We start from the raw sequence: 15,696 nt of genomic DNA, 5'->3' as shown, positions 1-15,696 counted from the left end.
ACGACGGCAACGGGACAACTTCCGACATGGCAGACATACTGCTTTAACCAGCCTTTATTCGTCCACTCAACCCCGGAAAACCCTACCTAACCGCTCTCACCATCGAGACCGTGAACCCCTTCGATCACACCAGCAAGATCTTCCTGACCAGTTGGAGTTCCGTTCGACAGTGTGCCACGCGAGTCCCGCGGGGAGCCCGGGAACGCCGGGATGCGCATGGCCGGACACGCCGCGTCCCGGCGCGCCGGCCCGGGATAGCGGGTACCGTTGACGACCGTGCCGGACTCCCATCTCCCGTCAGTGGACGAACTGCTCAGCATCGCGGTCGGCGCTCTCGGAGGGAGCGAGCGGCAGGGCCAGGTCACCATGGTCAAGGCCGTCCAGAAGGCCATCGACGACGAGGAGCACCTGGCCGTCCAGGCGGGCACGGGCACCGGCAAGTCGCTGGCGTACCTGGTGCCCTCGATCCGGCACGCCATGGACAGCGACTCCCCCGTCGTGATCTCCACGGCCACCATCGCCCTGCAGCGCCAGCTCGTCGACCGCGACCTGCCCCGGCTGGCCGAGGCGCTGGGCAAGGAGCTGCCGCACGAGCCGACGTTCGCCATACTCAAGGGCCGGCGCAACTACCTGTGCCGCTACAAGGCGACGGCGGGCTGGCCCGAGGAGGACGAGCAGGACCAGCTCTTCGACCCGCGCGAGGTGAGCGCGACCGGCCGCATGGTCCAGCGCATCCAGGAGTGGGCCGACGAGACCGAGACGGGCGACCGCGACGAGCTGGTGCCCGGCGTGAGCGAGCAGGCCTGGCGACAGTTCTCGGTGAGCGCGCAGGAGTGCCTGGGCGCCACCCGCTGCCCGAGCGGCCCCGAGTGCTTCGCCGAGCTGGCCAGAGCGCGCGCGGGCGAGGTCGACGTCGTGGTGACCAACCACGCGCTGCTGGCCATCGACGCCATGGGCGACCTGCCGGTGCTGCCCGAGCACGAGGTCGTGGTCGTCGACGAGGCCCACGAGCTGGTCGACCGGGTGACCTCGGTGGTGACCAGCGAGCTGTCCGAGGCGTCGGTGATGCTGGCCGTGCGCCGCGTCGGCCGGCTGATCGAGCAGCCGCTCGCCGACCAGCTCATGGAGGCGGGCGAAGACCTCAAGGCGCTGCTGGCCGCCGCGCCGCCCGGCCGCATCGACGAGCTGCCGCAGGTGCTCGGGCTCACGCTGCAGCTCATCCGCGACACGGCCTGGCGCTGCATCACCGCCATGGGCCCGCGCAACGCCGACAAGGACGACCCCGACAAGGCGGGCCAGCGCAAGGCCGCCTTCACCGCGCTCGACGAGGTGCACGACACCGCCGTGCGCATGCTCGACGCCTACGGCCACGCCTCCGAGGCCGACCGCGCCGAGGTGGTCTGGCTCGACGGCGCCACCGACCGCCGTCCGCCCATGTTGCGGGTCGCGCCGCTGAGCGTGAGCGGCATGCTGCGCGACCGGCTGTTCGGCGAGCGCACGGTGGTGCTCACCTCCGCCACGCTCGCCCTCGGCGGCACGTTCGAGGGGCTGGCCGCGCAGTGGGGGCTGGGCGACAGCAAGCGCTGGCAGGGCATCGACGTCGGCTCGCCGTTCGACCACCCGCGCGCCGGCATCCTCTACGTCGCCAAACACCTCCCCCAGCCGGGCCGCGACGGGCTGCCGCAGCAGTATCTCGACGAGATCACCGAGCTCATCGAGGCGGCCGGTGGGCGCACGCTGGGGCTGTTCTCCTCGATGCGCGCCGCCAAGGCCGCCACGGAGGCGCTGCGCGAACGGCTCGACGTGCCGCTGCTGTGCCAGGGCGACGACTCGACCATGCTGCTGGTCAAGCAGTTCGCCGAGGACGAGCCGACCTGCCTGTTCGGCACGTTGTCGCTGTGGCAGGGGGTCGACGTCCCCGGGCCGTCGCTGCGGCTGGTCATCATCGACCGGGTGCCGTTCCCGCGTCCCGACGACCCGCTCACCTCGGCCCGGCAGCGGCACGTCGCGGCGCGCGGCGGCAACGGGTTCATGTCGGTGGCGGCCAACCACGCCGCCCTGCTGCTGGCCCAGGGCACCGGCCGGTTGCTGCGCGCCCAGGACGACAAGGGCGTCATCGCGGTCCTCGACCCGCGTCTGGCCACGGCCCGTTACAGCGGTTTCCTGCTGGGATCGTTGCCGCCGTTCTGGCGTACCACCGACCCGGCCGTCCCCCGCGCCGCGCTCAAGCGCCTGTCCACCGAGTCCTGACCGTCGCGGGCCCGCGGGGGCCACGGAGTGGGGCAAGGCGGGCTCGCGTGACGGCGGCCCGCCGGTGAAGGGTCAGCGGGCGTTTCCTGGAAGGCCACCGGCCCCGTACGGCGGGTGGCCTGACCAGGCGAAGCCGTAAGGAAAAAGCCCGATGCGAAAGGCGAGCACAGTCCCTCAAGATCGCCCCAGGCGGAGCCGCAGGGGAACGCCCCTCAGAGCCGGCCTGATGAGGCCACAGAACAGCCCCTCAGAGCCCGCCTGATCCGGGAACGGCCCTGCAAGGGGAAGTCAGAACGGGGTGAGGTCGGGGCGCTTCGGGGTGAGGCCGTCGCCGGAGGAGGTGCCGCGCAGGCGGCGGGACATCCACGGCACCAGGTGCTCGCGGATCCACTGGGCGTCCTCGCGGCGCCGCGCCCGCGGATCGACCAGCCGATCCGGCCACTCCTTGCGCCAGTCGTCGAACGGCACCCCCAGCACATCGAGCACGCGGGCCGCCACCAGCCGGTGGCCGTCCTCGTTCATGTGCAGGCGGTCGGTGCTCCAGGCCCGCCAGTCGCGTAGCCCCTGCATCGACCACTGGTCGACCAGCCGGCAGCCGTAGAGGTCGGCGATGGAGCGGATGTGCAGGTAGAAGATGGCGAAACGGCCGCGCAGCCGCCGCATCAGCGGTGTGTCGCGCGGATCGACCCCGGTGAACAGCAGCACGTCCGCGCCCCCGGCTCGCAGGTCGCGCACCGCGCGGGCCAGGCGCTTGGCCATCACATCGGGGTCGCTGCCCGGCCGCAGCAGGTCGTTGCCGCCCGCGCAGAAGCTGACCAGGTCGGGGCCCATCTCGATGGCCCGCGGCACCTGCTCGGTGATGATCTGGTCGAGCAGCTTGCCGCGGACGGCCAGGTTCGCGTAGCGGAACGCCGGGTCGTCGGCGGCGAGCCGTTCGGCCACCCGGTCGGCCCAGCCGCGGTAGTGCCCGTCGGGGCCTGGATCGTTCAGTCCTTCGGTGAAACTGTCCCCGAGGGCGACGAAGGACTTGTAATGCCTCATGAGCTGCTGTTCATCTCCGCGATAGCGTGTAGCGCCAGGACGTAGGACTGTAGTCCGAATCCGGCGATCGTGCCCGTCGCCACCCCGGCGACGACCGAGGTGTGGCGAAACTCTTCCCTCGCCGCGGGGTTGCTGATGTGCACCTCGACGAGCGGGGCGGTGCGCTGGGCGATGGCGTCGCGCACGGCGTAGGAGTAGTGGGTGAAGGCGGCCGGGTTGAGCACGACGGGGATGCGGCCGTCGGCGGCCTCGTGCAGCCAGCCGATCAGCTCGGCCTCGTCGTCGGTCTGGCGCACCTCGACCTGCTCGCCGAGCTTGCGGCCGGTCTCGCGGCACAGCTCGGCGAGGTCCTCCAGCGTCTCGGCCCCGTAGACGTCGGGCTCGCGGGTGCCGAGCCTGCTCAGGTTGGGGCCGTTGAGCACGAGGATCATCGCGCGATCTCCTTGTAGGCGGCTTCGAGCAGCTCTTCGGCGGGGTCTTCCAGACGCCCGGGCCTGGCCAGGTCGTCGAGGACGACGAAGCGCTGCTTGGCGCCCCGGTTCTTCTTGTCCAGCCGCATGTGGTCGCGCAGCCGCGGCCAGGCGCCGGCGTGGTAGGAGACCGGCAGGCCCACGGAGGTGAGGATCGCGCGGGTGCGGGCGGCCAGGTCGGCGCGGCCGGACAGCCGGGACAGCTCGGCGGCGTAGACCATGCCGATGGCGACCGCCTCGCCGTGGCGGATCGTGTAGTGCTCGTCGCGCTCGATGGCGTGGGCGAGCGTGTGGCCATAGTTGAGGATCTCGCGCAGGCCCTGCTCGCGCAGGTCGGCGCCCACGACGTCGGCCTTGACGCGGATCTTGCGCTCGATCAGCTCGCGGGTGTGGGGGCCGTCGGGCCTGGTGGCCCCCTCGGGGTCGGACTCGACCAGCGTGAGGATCCGCGGGTCGGCGATGAAGCCGCCCTTGATGATCTCGGCGAGCCCCGCCACGTAGTCGGCCTTCGGCATGCCGGGCAGCACGGCCAGGTCGCAGAGCACCCCGGCGGGCGGCAGGAACGTGCCCACCAGGTTCTTGCCCTCGGGGGTGTCGATGCCGTTCTTGCCGCCGACGGCGGCGTCGACCATGGCCAGCAGCGTCGTCGGCACGAGCACGACCTGCACGCCGCGCAGCCAGGTGCCGGCCACGAACCCGGCCAGGTCGGTCGTCGCGCCGCCGCCCACGCCCACGACGGCGTCGGAGCGGGTCAGGCCGTGGCGGCCGAGCGCGGACCACAGGCCGGCGGCCACCTCGGGCGTCTTGCACGCCTCGCCGTCGGGGACGGGCAGGTCGGCCACCTCGTAGCCGGCCTCGGCCAGCGCCGCGAGGACCGGGCGGGACAGCTCGGGCAGGCCCTGCGGGCGGACGACGGCGACCGTGCGCACGCCCGGCCGGAGCAGGCCCGGCAGCTCGGCCTGCACGCCGCTGCCCACCACGACGTCGTAGGGGCTGTCGCCGGAGACGGGGATCCGCGTCGCGGTCATGCCGGCAGGCCCTCCAGGATCTCGTCGGCGAGCTCGCCGGGCTCGCGCTTGTCGGTGGCGAGCGTGACCACGGCCAGGCGCTCGTAGACCGGCCGCCGCTCCTCCATCAGCTTCTTGAGCTGGCTGCGCGGGTTGAGCACGAGCAGCGGCCTGGCCGAGCCGAGCCCGACCCGCTGGACCGCGTCGGCCAGGCCCACCTGCAGGTAGACCACGTGGTGGCCGGCGAGCAGGGCCTGGGTCTCCTCGTTGAGCACGGCGCCGCCGCCGAGCGACAGCACGCCGTCGTGCTCGGCCGAGGCGCGGCGCACGGCCTCGTGCTCCAGCTCGCGGAAGCGGGCCTCGCCGTCCTCGACGAAGATGTCGGAGACCGGCTTGCCGGCCACGGCCTCGACGTCGGCGTCGGTGTCGCGGAAGGCGACGCCGAGCCGCTCGGCCAGCAGCCGCCCGATCGTGGTCTTGCCGGACCCGGGCGGGCCGATGAGCACGGCTCTGGTCACTGGTCGCTCACCCCTTCTCGTTCGCTCCGCGAGGCCGTCACTTGATCACCATCGAGGAGAGGTAGCCGGACAGGTTGCGGGCGACCTCCTCCACCGAGTCGCCGCCGAACTTCTCCAGGGCCACGTCGGCCAGCACCAGCGCGACCATGGCCTCGGCCACGATGCCCGCGGCCGGGACGGCGCACACGTCGGAGCGCTCGTGGTGGGCCTTGGCCGCCTCGCCGGTCTTGACGTCGATCGTGGCCAGCGCCCTCGGCACGGTGGAGATGGGCTTCATGGCGGCGCTGACCCGCAGGACCTCGCCGTTGGTCATGCCGCCCTCGACGCCGCCCGCGCGGTTGGTGATGCGCTTGACGCCGTTCTCGGCGGTGTACTCGATCTCGTCGTGGGCGCGCGAGCCGGGCCGGCGGGCGGTCTCGAAGCCGTCGCCGACCGCGACGCCCTTGATCGCCTGGATGCCCATGAGGGCCGCGGCGAGCCGGGAGTCGAGCCTGCGGTCCCAGTGGGTGTAGCTGCCCAGGCCGGGCGGCAGGCCGTAGGCGAGCACCTCGACGACGCCGCCGAGCGTGTCGCCGTCTTTGTGGGCCTGGTCGATGACGGCGACCATGGCGGCGCTGCCCTCGGGGTCGGAGCAGCGGACCGGGTCTTCGTCGATCCTGGCCAGGTCGCCGGGGCCGGGCAGCACCTCGGTGGGGGTCTGCGCGCCGCCGATGGAGGTGACGTGGCTGATGATGTCGACGCCGAGCGCCTGCTTCAGGAAGCGCCTGGCGACCTCGCCGAGCGCGACGCGGGCCGCGGTCTCGCGGGCGCTGGCCCGGTCGAGCACCTGGCGGGCGTCGTCGAAGCCGTACTTCTGCATGCCGGCCAGGTCGGCGTGGCCGGGGCGGGGGCGGGACCTCGGCGCGTTGCGGGCCAGGCCCTCCAGCTCGGCCGGGTCGACCGGGTCGGCCGACATGACCTTCTCCCACTTGGGCCACTCGGTGTTGCCGACGCGGACGGCGACCGGGCTGCCCATGGTGCGGCCGTGGCGCACGCCGCCGACGATCGTCACCTGGTCCTGCTCGAACTTCATCCGCGCGCCGCGGCCGTAGCCGAGCCTGCGGCGGCGCAGGGCCTCGTCGATCGCGGCCGTGGTCACCTCGACCCCGGCGGGCAGTCCTTCGAGGATGGCAACGAGTTCGGGGCCGTGGGACTCTCCGGCCGTCAACCAGCGCAACATGACTCCAAGTCTTCCACGTGCGGCCGGGTGGGATGTCCGTCGTTCACCAGCCGAGACAGAGCGCCACGAAAGCACCGAGCAGCATGAACGGCCCGAAGGGGAACTGGGTGTGCCGGTCGCCCCGCCCGGTGAGCAGCAGGGCGACCGCGTAGAGCGCGCCGAGCACCTGCCCGGCGAACGCCGCGGCCACCCACGTCTGCCAGCTCATCGCCGCCGCCGCCATGCCGATGAGCCCGGCCAGCTTGACGTCGCCGAGGCCCATCGCGGCCGGCCTGGCGAACCACAGCAGGCCGTAGACGGCCGCCAGCGCCGCCGCGCCGAGCAGCGCGCGCGGCAGCTCCCCGGTGGGCAGCAGGGTCAGTGCGATGATCGGGTACGCGGGCAGCGTGATCGCGTCGGGCAGCAGGCTGGTACGCCAGTCGATGACCGCCAGCGCCGTGCCGGCCAGCGCGAGCCCCGTGTACGGCGGCCCGGCGAGCCAGGCGGTCAGCGCCGTCACCGTGGCGGTCAGCAGTTCGACGCCGGGCGGCCAGGACGGCGGGGACGCGAGGTCGTCGTAGGCGTCGGCCAGCGCCCTGACCTGGAGTCCGGCGACCAGACCGAGCAGCGCCATCAGTGCGACCACGAGCAGACACTAATGCGGCGGCCCGGCGGCCGTCCCGGGATCGCGGCGGGCGGCCCGGGTATGGCGTGCGCCAAGAGCGAACCCCCGTCCCGGCGGGCCCTCGCGCCCCGGACGGATGGCCGCGACGCGCGCCGGCGGTCATGGGTTCGGGGGCGATCCCCCAAGGAACTTTGATCGTCCGGGCCGGGGTGGCACGCGGCTGCGGGGGTGGTCAGGAACCTACTTTCTGTCGTGGCCCCCCGGAAGAGTGACCGAGAGGAAGACCCATGTTCCGTGGCATCCTGGCCGGCGGCCTCGCGCTGAGCGCCGCAAGCCTCATCATGACCGGCCCCGCCGCGTACGCCGACCTGCAGGCCCCGTACGCGCGGGCCGCGGCGATCGTCGACGCGGACGGCGAGCTGAACAACGGCAAGAACATCCTCAAGACGTGGCGGGCCTCGACCGGCCGCTACTGCGTGATGGTCGACAGGCACGTCACCACGTCCGCCGCGGTGATCCAGATCACCCCGCGGGCGCCCCGCCGCCTGCCGTTCATCGCCTACCGGAACTCGTCGGCGACCTGCCACGAGTCCAACACCATCACCGTCGGCGTCTACGACACCAGCACCGGCCGGCTCGCCGACGGCGGCTTCGACCTGACCATCTCCTGACCGAGAACCGAGGGAGCACCCATATGAACATCATCCGGCGCGCCGCCGGCGTCGCGCTCGTCGCGGCCGCCGTCCTGACGCCTGCGGCGGCGTACGCGGACACTCCGTACGCCCAGGCCTCCGCCACCGTCAGGGCGGACGGCGTGGAGACGGCCAGCAAGAACGTCGAGGAGGTCAGGCGCATGTTCCGCGGGACGTACTGCGTGATCCTCGGCGAGGACGTCGACTACGACGGCGACCTGGCGATCCACGTGACGCCGATCGGCCGGTCCACCTACCCGCGCTCGCTGTCGGTGCAGCGCGAGGCTGCGGTCTGCGGCGGGCACTACCGGGCGGTCGCGGTCTACAGCCAGCTCGCCGACGGCGTGGCGGCCGACACCGGGTTCTACCTGACCGTCTCCTGACGACGTCCGGCGAACGCCCCCGGCCGGTGCCCGCCACCGGCCGGGGGCGTTCGCCGCGCCCGGCCCACGGGAGGGCGCGGCGTCCAGCCGCTGCTGTGGGGTGGCGCGGGTTCAGCGTGCGGAAGGTAGCGGTGTTCAGCCGTTACGGCGGGAGAACCAGCGGCGGCGGGGCGGGGCGGGCTCCATCCTGGCGACGGTGACGCCGCCGAGCTGGTCGACGGTGCCGGACTCGACCGCGGCCAGCGCCCTCAGCACCTCGCCCTCGATCACGAACTGCACCGGCCCGGCCACGTCGACCACGACCGCCGCGGCCTCCTCGTGCACGGCCGCCCGGCAGACCTGAAGCGTGCCGGTCTGGATCGGGCGCGCGTCCTTGCGCCACCTGGTCAGCGCGTCGGTGCCGGTGAAGGCGAGCACCGCGTGCCGGCCGTCCTGGCCGACGAGCTTGGGCAGCGCCATCTCGCTCTCCTTCTCCTGGCGCAGCCCGTGCTCACCGACCTCGGACTCGGTCAGCAGGGCGACCACCGGCACCAGCAGCCGCGCGCCGCTCAGCGCGGCCAGCACGTCGGCGGGGCCGCACGCGCCCGCCTCGTAGGCGGCCAGGGCGGCGGCCACGGCGGGGGCGGCGCTGCCGTCGTCGTCGGGGTCGAGTGGCTGTGGGATGGTCGGCACAACGAACGAGACTACCCGCGGGCCCCACCGCCCCCGTTCCTGGAGGCGCCCGAACGGCGGTCCGGCGGTGTTCTGTCGGGGTGGGGTGCTAGACAGGGGCGGTGCGGATCTCTCGGCTCCCCCTCGACGAGCAGACGGCGGCCGTGCGGGCCGTGCTGGAGACCGACCCGGTCCTGGTGCGGGTGCTCGGCGGAGCTCTCGCGCTCGGCCTGCCCGGCTGGTGGCTGGCGGCGGGCGCGGTCGTCCAGGCGATCTGGAACCACGTGACCGGCCGTCCGCCGGGCTACGGCGTCAAAGACTACGACCTGATCTACTACGATCCGTCCGACCTGTCGTGGGAGGCGGAGGACCGCGCGATCAGGGCCGGGCGGAAGCTGTTCGGCGACGTGCCGGTGGAGATCCGCAACGAGGCCCGCGTCCACCTGTGGTACGAGAGCCGCTTCGGCGTGCCGTGCCCGCCCTACGACAGCTCCGAGGCCGCGATCGACTCCTTCCCCAGCACCACGAGCGCGATCGGCGTCCGGCTCACCCCTTCGGGGGCGTGGCGGATCTACGCCCCCTACGGCGTGGCCGACGCCTTCAACCTCGTGCTGCGTCCCAACCCCCGGCAGGCGCAGCGCGAGGTCTACGAGGCCAAGGCGGCGCGCTGCGCCGAGGCGTGGCCCGAGGTGACCGTGCTCCCCTGGTGCCCGCCGAGTCCGGCCGGTTAGCCGAGGTGGGTCAGCCGAGGTCGGCGATGGCCGCGACGGGCCCGCCGCCCGACGGCCCCTGGTGCACGGCGGCCACCGAGACGAACACCGCGGGGTCGCCGGTGACCGAGGCCGCCACCCCGCCGACGGCCGCCTTGATCTGCCGGTGCCAGTGCACGTCGGAGTCGTCCAGCATGATGTTGCGCCGGCCGCGCACCCGTCCCGACGGGTCGGCCTCGCACTTCATGAACACGTTGACCAGCCGTCCGCCGAGGTCGGAGGGGTGGGGGCGGTCCGGCAGCGGCAGCCCGGAGTCCCTGATGGCCTCCCAGATGCCGTCGGCGTCGAGCGCGTCCTTCATGACGCTGTGCCCGATGCGGTAGCGCCCGCCGATGCCGCGTACGTTCCCCACCAGCACGATCTGCGCCCGGTCCAGCTCCACCCCCGACGAGCACGACGCCACCGACGAGTACAGCGACAGGTCCTTGTGGATCTGGTCGGCCCGCGGCATGTCGATCTCGCCGAGCGCGACGGCGATGCCGAGCGCGGTGGTGGAGTTGGACAGGTCCATCGACGGGCCGGTCTCCTCGATGGCGGTGTCCTGGCCGCGGCTCCTGGCCTCGGTGATCGTGGCCAGGGTGAGCAGCGGCGTCTTGGTCTGCACGTAGTGCACGTCGCGCGGGTCGTCGATGCCGGCGATCTTCATGGCCTCCCGCACCCCGGCGGCCACCTTCTCCACCATCGCCGGACGGCCGATGTCCTCGGGCAGGATCACCTCGCTCATCGCCACGCCCACCGACAGGCGCGGCTCGTCGCTCATCGGCGCGTCCGCCGTGGTGGCGAAGACGGTGGCGTGCGGGCTGAGGACGCCGTCGGTGCCGCCCGACCACACCAGCGGCACGCTCTCGGGGGCCGGGTGGCCGTGCTCGGCCAGGACCTCGCGGAAGGCCCGGTCGGCCAGGATGCGCGTGTAGTCGTTGACGCCGCCGTTGCCCTCGGTCTTGCCGATCACCGCGAGCACCCGGTGCGCCTCGATCACCCCGTCCGCGATGAGCCGCGACAGCCCGGAGGCGTCGGTCACGCTCTCGATCGGCACCTTTCGCACTTCAATCGGGTCCGGCATGCGTTGCCCCTTCTCCAGTACCGGCTTCCCCACCGTCGCGACGCTAGCCGAGCGGCCCGGCGGGGTTCATGGGCAATGTCTGCCCATGAACGGCCGCGGCGATGTCAAGGTCCGCTGGCTGGTCAAGCTCTCGGCGGAACCTTGAAGCGCTCAAAGGCACCGAAGGTAGTGTTTCCGGATGTGATTCGCGAAGCCCACGTCAACGGCATCAAGCTCGTCTACCGCGAGGAGGGCGATCCCGCCGCTCCGCCGCTGGTCCTGCTCCACGGCCGTACCGCGAACCACAACGACTGGAACGGCATCACCCAGCACTTCGCCGCCCGTCACCACGTCCTCGCCCCCGACCTGCGCGGCCACGGGGCCAGCGACCGTCCGGGCGAGTACGCGGTGGGCACGATGGCCGAGGACGTCGTGGCGCTCCTCGACCACCTGGGCCTCGACCGCGTCCGGCTGGTCGGGCACTCGCTCGGCGGCATGGTCTCCTACCACGTGGCCATGCGCCACCCCGAGCGGGTCGAGCGGCTGGTGCTGGAGGACGTCACGGCGCCGTACCCGATCGAGGGGCGGCAGCCGCTCGTGGAGGACGACTCCACCGGGTTCGACTGGCGGATGATGCACCAGACCGAGCCGTACATCGTCGTCCCCGACCCCGCGCTGGCCGCCGAGCTGGGGAAGATCACGGCGCCCACGCTGGTGCTGTCGGGCGGGCGGCTGAGCCCGTTCGACGCCCCCGGGCTGGCCCGCCTGATCCCCGGCGCCGAGCTGGTCACGATCGAGGCCGGGCACCTCGTCCACGCCACCGAACGGGCCGCCTTCCTGGCCGCGGTGGACGCCTTCCTGGACAGGTGAGCCCAGGGACGTCCGGACCTCTATGCTGGTCACCCCCACGATCCACGGAGACCCGCTGTGTCCAGCCCCCCACCGGCCCCCCGTCCCGGCATGACCCCGGAGCGGGTCGGGATGTTCAGCGACGCGGTCTTCGCGATCGCGATCACGCTGCTCGTCCTGGAGATCCCCCGCCCCGCGGAGGACGACTTCCGTGACCTCGCGGGCTTCCTGAGCCATCACCAGGGCTCGTTCGCGGCGTTCGTGCTGGCCTTCCTCATGTTGTGCTTCAGCTGGCGGGCCCACCACACGCTCTTCGACCAGCTCCACCGGGTCTCCCAGCCGGTCCTGCTGCTGCACGTGCCGCTGCTGCTGTTCTCGGCGTTCCTGCCGTACACGATGAACCTGTGGAGCGAGATGTCGGCGGCCGACGTCGACGTCCAGGCGTCCAAGGGGCTGGCCCTGGCGCTGTTCGCGGGGACGGAGGCGATCCTGATGTTCTGCCAGGGCGCGCTGTTCACGCTGGCCCTGACACAGGGGCTGCTCAACGCCAACGCGAGCAGGCGGCGCATGGCCACCTCGGCCTGGGTGTACTGGGGCTGCGGCGTGCTCTGGGCGGTCAGCGCGGTGCTGGCCTTCGGCGTCGGCGAGGACTCCACGTACGTGTGGATGGCCACGCCGGTCGTGGTCGCGGTCATCGTGTTCGTCCGCAGGCGGCTCGCCCCCGGCGTGGTTAGCCCGGACGTGACGGGGCAAACGTGACCTCAATGTCACAAAGACCCGCCAGGGTGAAAAGGTGCGAACGAGGCTCAGCGATCACGTAAGGGAACGACTGGGCACGTTCGGTCTCATGGCGCCCTCGATCGTGCAGTGCGCGGTGGGCGCGGCGCTGGCCTGGATCGTCGCCGTCGACCTGCTCGGGCACGCCCGGCCGTTCTTCGCGCCGATCTCCGTGCTGATCTGCGTCGGCGTGGGGCTCGGCCAGCGGTTGCGGCGCGTCGCCGAGCTGGTGGTGGGCGTGAGCCTCGGCGTCGGCGTCGGCGACCTGCTGGTGTCCTGGATCGGCTCGGGGCCCTGGCAGCTCGCGCTGGTCGTCGGGCTGGCCATGGCCGTCGCGCTGCTGCTCAACGGCGGGGCGCTGTTCGTCGCGCAGGCGGGCTCCTCGGCGGTGCTGGTGGCCACGCTGCTGCCCGGCGAGAACGCCGGCGGCCTCGACCGCATGGCCGACGCCCTCACCGGAGGCGTCATCGGCGTCGCGGCGGTCGCGCTGATGCCCGCCAGCCCGTTCACGATCGCGGCCAAACACCTGTCGGGAGTGCTGGACGCGCTGTCCACCGTCCTGGAGCAGGCGGCGGAGGCGATCGAGAAGCGGGACGTCGACCTGGCCGCCGAGGCGCTGGAGGAGGCGCGGACGACGCAGGCCGCCGTCGAGGAGTTCGCGATGGCGCTGGAGACCAGCAAGGAGATCACCATGATCTCGCCGCTGCACTGGCATCGCCGGGCCGCCCTGGCCCGGTACGAGACCGCCGCCACGCCCGTCGACCTGGCCCTGCGCAACGCCCGCGTGATGGTCCGCCGCACGCTGGCGGCGCTGGGCGAGGCGAGCCCGCCGCCCACGGCGCTGGCCGAGGCGATGCGGGAGGTCTCGGAGGCGGCGCTGCTGCTGCAACTGGAGCTGGCCGCCGGACGCGATCCCCTGCTGGCGCGGCAGGCGCTGCTCGCGGTGGCCGGCCGGGAACGGCCCGAGCGGCTGGGCTTCTCGGCGCACGTCATCATCGCGCAGCTGCGGTCGATCGCGGTGGACCTGTTGCAGGCGACGGGCCTGGAGCACGAGCAGGCCAGCCAGGCACTCACGCCGCTCGACGAGCCCCAGAGCAGCTAGACGAGTAAGTCCTAAGTCGAGTCAGTGGTCGTAGGCGATCAGGGATCGGGTGACGGGCTGGCCGGTGGCGCGGTTGTGCCAGATGGCGGCGGTCAGGGCCAGGATGCGCTGGGCGATGCGGGCGCCGACGCCGATGGCGGTTCTGGCGCCGTGAAGCTCCAGGTCGAGTTGGCCCTTGAGGGTGTCGTTGACGGACTCGATGAGCTGGCGGATGGGCTTGAGGAGTTCCTCGCCGGGGCGGGGTGTGCGGTTGCGGTAGGACGGGCGTAACAGCCGCACCCCCCGTTCGGCCAGGAAGGCGTCCAGCTCGGCGGAGATGTATCCCTTGTCGGCGATGATGAGCAGGCCGGGGCGTTCGGTCACGAGATCCGGGTCGTGTTCGATGACGGCCATGAGCACCTGGCGTTCGTCGATGTTGGGGGTGGCCAGGGCCCAGGTGATGGGCAGTCCGGCCGGGGTGCAGATCAGGTGCAGGCGCAGGCCCCAGAACCAGCGTGAGTGGGAGCGGCAGTAGCCGTAGCCGGCCCACCCCGCCAGTTCGGAACGGCGGGCTGTGGGGCGGGAACGGCCACACTCGACCGGGGTGGAGTCGGTCACCCAGAGCGGGTCGTCCCACAGGTCGGTGTCACGGGCCAGGGCTCGGATCGCTCTTTTGAGCAGGGGGAGGGCCTTGTGCAGGCGCTTGTTGTAGCCGGACTGGCCGGGCAGGTACGGAAAGGCGCCGGGCAGGTGTGCGGGGACGTAGCGCAGCCAGCGGGTCTGGGAGTGCACGCCGAGCAGGACCTGGGCGACTGCCAAGGTCAGCAGTTCGGCGTCGGTCAGTCGGGGTGGTCGTCCTGGCCGGGGTGATTCGCCCAGCCAGTCGTCGATCTTCACGTACAGTGCGGTCAGAAGGGTGTTGAGGTCGTTCGTCACACATCGATCCTCGACACCCTTCGTCGTGCCTGCACTCCGAACGACTTAGGACTTACTCGTCTAGGCCACAGAGCAGCCAGGGCCGCCCTCCCGCGCACGTCTCCCATGCACGCCTCCCGCGCACGCCTCCCCGCGCACGTCGAAGGCGGGCACCCGTACGGGCACCCGCCTTCTCGGTTCTGCGCTGTCGCGGTTCCACGCTTCCGTGGTTCCGCGGGGAGGTCAGACCGTCTGGAGCGCGGCCTCGGCCTCCACCGTCGCGGCGGTGGCGTTGATCACCGCGGCCACCCGCAGCGCCTCCTGGACCTGCTCACGCGGCATCCCCGCGCCCCGCAGCACCTGCTCGTGCGACTCCAGGCAGCGGCCGCAGCCGTTGATCGCGGAGACCGCCAGGCACCACAGCTCGAAGTCCGTCTTGTCCACGCCCGGGTTGCCGATCACGGTCATCCGGAGCCTGGCCGGCAGCGTCGCGTACGTCTCGTCGCCGATCAGGTGGGTGGCGCGGTAGTAGACGTTGTTCATCGCCATGATCGACGCGGCCGCCTTGGCGGCGGTGAACGCCTCGGCCGACAGGTTGTCGGCGGCGTCCTGCGAGAGCTCGGCGATGACCCGCGCCGACCTGGTGGCCAGGGCGCACGCCAGGACGGTGCCCCAGAGCTGCTGGTCGGTCAGCGACGAGGTGGTCGTGACCGAGCCCAGGTTGAGCCTGGTGTCCTTGGCGTAGTCGGGCAGGAGCGACTTCAGGGTGTCGACGCTCACTGGGCCAGCAGCTTCTGGGCGTCCAGGCCGGCCTCGCCCTTGTTCCAGTTGCACGGGCACAGCTCGTCGGACTGCAGGGCGTCGAGGACCCGCAGGACCTCCTTGACGTTGCGGCCCACGGAACCGGCGGTCACCATCGAGAACTGGATCTCGTTGTTCTGGTCGACGATGAACGTGGCGCGCTGGGCGACGCCGTCCTGGCCGAGCACGCCGCAGGCCTGCGACAGCTCGCGCTTGATGTCGCTCAGCATCGGGAAGGGCAGGTCGCGCAGGTCCTCGTGGTTCTTGCGCCAGGCGTGGTGCACGAACTCGGAGTCGATCGAGACGCCGAGAACCTGGGCGTCACGGTCGGCGAACTCGCCGTTGAGACGGCCGAACTCGGCGATCTCGGTCGGGCAGACGAACGTGAAGTCCTTCGGCCAGAAGAACACCACGCGCCACTTGCCCTCGTAGGTCTTGTGGTTGATCTCAGCGAACGCCTTGTCGGGGTCGAGGTCGACACAGGCCGTGAGTTCGTACTCGGGGAAGCGGTCACCGACGGTGAGCAAGTTCCTACTCCTTCGGAGGAAGTGCGGGTCAGGGCACCTACGTTGCCGCACCTACCATTGATTCGAGAAATCGAGTAGTTGGACCAATCTGAGAGGTGA

Annotated in this window: 18 protein-coding genes; 7 read left to right on the top strand and 11 right to left on the bottom strand. The window is 72.0% G+C overall.

Going from position 1 to position 15,696, the window contains the following annotated elements; genetic code table 11:
* Positions 1–276: 276 nt before the first annotated feature.
* A complete protein-coding gene (locus ACNF49_RS19930) occupies positions 277–2,250 on the top strand; it encodes an ATP-dependent DNA helicase (protein WP_357964730.1) in 1,974 nt (657 codons plus the stop codon).
* A gap of 288 nt (positions 2,251–2,538) precedes the next feature.
* Here ACNF49_RS19930 and ACNF49_RS19925 read toward each other — a convergent pair whose 3' ends face one another.
* Genes ACNF49_RS19925 through ACNF49_RS19900 form a run of 6 tightly spaced genes read right to left on the bottom strand, consistent with a single transcriptional unit; the run spans position 2,539 to position 7,130 of the window.
* Complete coding sequence (locus tag ACNF49_RS19925; protein ID WP_482944640.1) at positions 2,539–3,291, bottom strand: SGNH/GDSL hydrolase family protein; 753 nt, start codon at positions 3,289–3,291, stop codon at positions 2,539–2,541.
* A complete protein-coding gene (gene aroQ / locus ACNF49_RS19920; protein ID WP_352363963.1) occupies positions 3,288–3,722 on the bottom strand; it encodes a type II 3-dehydroquinate dehydratase in 435 nt (144 codons plus the stop codon). The genes ACNF49_RS19925 and aroQ overlap by 4 nt, the downstream gene beginning before the upstream one ends.
* Complete coding sequence (gene aroB, locus ACNF49_RS19915) at positions 3,719–4,789, bottom strand: 3-dehydroquinate synthase (RefSeq protein ID WP_482944639.1); 1,071 nt, start codon at positions 4,787–4,789, stop codon at positions 3,719–3,721. The genes aroQ and aroB overlap by 4 nt, the downstream gene beginning before the upstream one ends.
* Entirely contained in the window at positions 4,786–5,286 is a 501-nt protein-coding gene (locus ACNF49_RS19910) for a shikimate kinase (RefSeq protein WP_482944638.1), read from the bottom strand. The genes aroB and ACNF49_RS19910 overlap by 4 nt, the downstream gene beginning before the upstream one ends.
* 37 nt (positions 5,287–5,323) lie before the next feature.
* Positions 5,324–6,505: a chorismate synthase gene (gene aroC, locus ACNF49_RS19905; protein ID WP_482944637.1), complete on the bottom strand. Its 1,182-nt coding sequence runs from the start codon at positions 6,503–6,505 to the stop codon at positions 5,324–5,326.
* Positions 6,506–6,548: 43 nt separating this feature from the next.
* Positions 6,549–7,130: a prepilin peptidase gene (locus tag ACNF49_RS19900; protein WP_482944636.1), complete on the bottom strand. Its 582-nt coding sequence runs from the start codon at positions 7,128–7,130 to the stop codon at positions 6,549–6,551.
* A 266-nt stretch (positions 7,131–7,396) separates the two neighbouring features.
* Between ACNF49_RS19900 and ACNF49_RS19895 the strand changes: the two genes are divergently transcribed.
* Both ACNF49_RS19895 and ACNF49_RS19890 read left to right on the top strand, forming a co-directional pair.
* Positions 7,397–7,780, top strand: coding sequence for a hypothetical protein (locus tag ACNF49_RS19895; protein WP_352363953.1), 384 nt, complete (start codon positions 7,397–7,399; stop codon positions 7,778–7,780).
* 23 nt (positions 7,781–7,803) lie between these two features.
* Positions 7,804–8,184, top strand: a complete 381-nt coding sequence (locus tag ACNF49_RS19890; protein ID WP_357964741.1) for a hypothetical protein — start codon at positions 7,804–7,806, stop codon at positions 8,182–8,184.
* A gap of 135 nt (positions 8,185–8,319) precedes the next feature.
* On the opposite strand, the gene ACNF49_RS19885 is transcribed toward ACNF49_RS19890, so the two are convergent.
* Complete coding sequence (locus ACNF49_RS19885) at positions 8,320–8,856, bottom strand: SseB family protein (RefSeq protein WP_357964742.1); 537 nt, start codon at positions 8,854–8,856, stop codon at positions 8,320–8,322.
* 101 nt (positions 8,857–8,957) lie between these two features.
* On the opposite strand from ACNF49_RS19885, the gene ACNF49_RS19880 reads away from it, so the two are divergent.
* The gene (locus ACNF49_RS19880) at positions 8,958–9,566 is read left to right on the top strand and encodes a nucleotidyltransferase family protein (protein ID WP_482944635.1); all 609 of its coding nucleotides are present in this window, start codon (positions 8,958–8,960) and stop codon (positions 9,564–9,566) included.
* Between the two features lie 10 nt (positions 9,567–9,576).
* Here the strand turns inward: ACNF49_RS19880 and bar are convergent, their stop codons facing one another.
* Positions 9,577–10,668: a barbiturase gene (bar, locus tag ACNF49_RS19875; protein ID WP_357964746.1), complete on the bottom strand. Its 1,092-nt coding sequence runs from the start codon at positions 10,666–10,668 to the stop codon at positions 9,577–9,579.
* Positions 10,669–10,848: 180 nt separating this feature from the next.
* Between bar and ACNF49_RS19870 the strand changes: the two genes are divergently transcribed.
* The 3 genes from ACNF49_RS19870 (at position 10,849) to ACNF49_RS19860 (ending at position 13,375) form a co-directional block, all read left to right on the top strand.
* On the top strand, positions 10,849–11,517 hold the full coding sequence (locus tag ACNF49_RS19870; RefSeq protein ID WP_482944634.1) for an alpha/beta fold hydrolase: 669 nt from the start codon (positions 10,849–10,851) through the stop codon (positions 11,515–11,517).
* Between the two features lie 90 nt (positions 11,518–11,607).
* Positions 11,608–12,255, top strand: a complete 648-nt coding sequence (locus ACNF49_RS19865; protein ID WP_482944633.1) for a TMEM175 family protein — start codon at positions 11,608–11,610, stop codon at positions 12,253–12,255.
* Positions 12,256–12,343: 88 nt separating this feature from the next.
* Positions 12,344–13,375, top strand: coding sequence for an FUSC family protein (locus ACNF49_RS19860; protein WP_482944632.1), 1,032 nt, complete (start codon positions 12,344–12,346; stop codon positions 13,373–13,375).
* Between the two features lie 21 nt (positions 13,376–13,396).
* Here the strand turns inward: ACNF49_RS19860 and ACNF49_RS19855 are convergent, their stop codons facing one another.
* From ACNF49_RS19855 to ACNF49_RS19845, 3 genes are all read right to left on the bottom strand, one after another.
* Entirely contained in the window at positions 13,397–14,290 is an 894-nt protein-coding gene (locus tag ACNF49_RS19855; protein WP_482941599.1) for an IS982 family transposase, read from the bottom strand.
* A 222-nt stretch (positions 14,291–14,512) separates the two neighbouring features.
* The gene (gene ahpD, locus ACNF49_RS19850; RefSeq protein ID WP_357964753.1) at positions 14,513–15,049 is read right to left on the bottom strand and encodes an alkylhydroperoxidase, AhpD family; all 537 of its coding nucleotides are present in this window, start codon (positions 15,047–15,049) and stop codon (positions 14,513–14,515) included.
* Positions 15,046–15,597, bottom strand: coding sequence for a peroxiredoxin (locus ACNF49_RS19845; protein ID WP_357964755.1), 552 nt, complete (start codon positions 15,595–15,597; stop codon positions 15,046–15,048). Before ACNF49_RS19845 ends, ahpD begins: the two co-directional genes overlap by 4 nt.
* Between the last annotated feature and the right edge of the window lie 99 nt (positions 15,598–15,696).

The organism is Actinomadura sp. ATCC 39365, from assembly GCF_054392275.1.
Note: the sequence above shows the minus strand (reverse complement) of the source record. Positions and strands in the feature narration are given on the sequence as shown.

Excerpts from the sequence above, each read along its gene's own strand:
- ACNF49_RS19860 (WP_482944632.1), top strand. The coding sequence starts at position 12,344 with ATGGCGCCCTCGATCGTGCAGTGCGCGGTGGGCGCGGCGCTGGCCTGG.
- aroQ (WP_352363963.1), bottom strand. The coding sequence starts at position 3,722 with ATGATCCTCGTGCTCAACGGCCCCAACCTGAGCAGGCTCGGCACCCGC.
- ACNF49_RS19925 (WP_482944640.1), bottom strand. The coding sequence starts at position 3,291 with ATGAGGCATTACAAGTCCTTCGTCGCCCTCGGGGACAGTTTCACCGAA.
- ACNF49_RS19895 (WP_352363953.1), top strand. The coding sequence starts at position 7,397 with ATGTTCCGTGGCATCCTGGCCGGCGGCCTCGCGCTGAGCGCCGCAAGC.
- ACNF49_RS19865 (WP_482944633.1), top strand. The coding sequence starts at position 11,608 with ATGACCCCGGAGCGGGTCGGGATGTTCAGCGACGCGGTCTTCGCGATC.
- bar (WP_357964746.1), bottom strand. The coding sequence starts at position 10,668 with ATGCCGGACCCGATTGAAGTGCGAAAGGTGCCGATCGAGAGCGTGACC.
- ACNF49_RS19890 (WP_357964741.1), top strand. The coding sequence starts at position 7,804 with ATGAACATCATCCGGCGCGCCGCCGGCGTCGCGCTCGTCGCGGCCGCC.
- aroC (WP_482944637.1), bottom strand. The coding sequence starts at position 6,505 with ATGTTGCGCTGGTTGACGGCCGGAGAGTCCCACGGCCCCGAACTCGTT.
- aroB (WP_482944639.1), bottom strand. The coding sequence starts at position 4,789 with ATGACCGCGACGCGGATCCCCGTCTCCGGCGACAGCCCCTACGACGTC.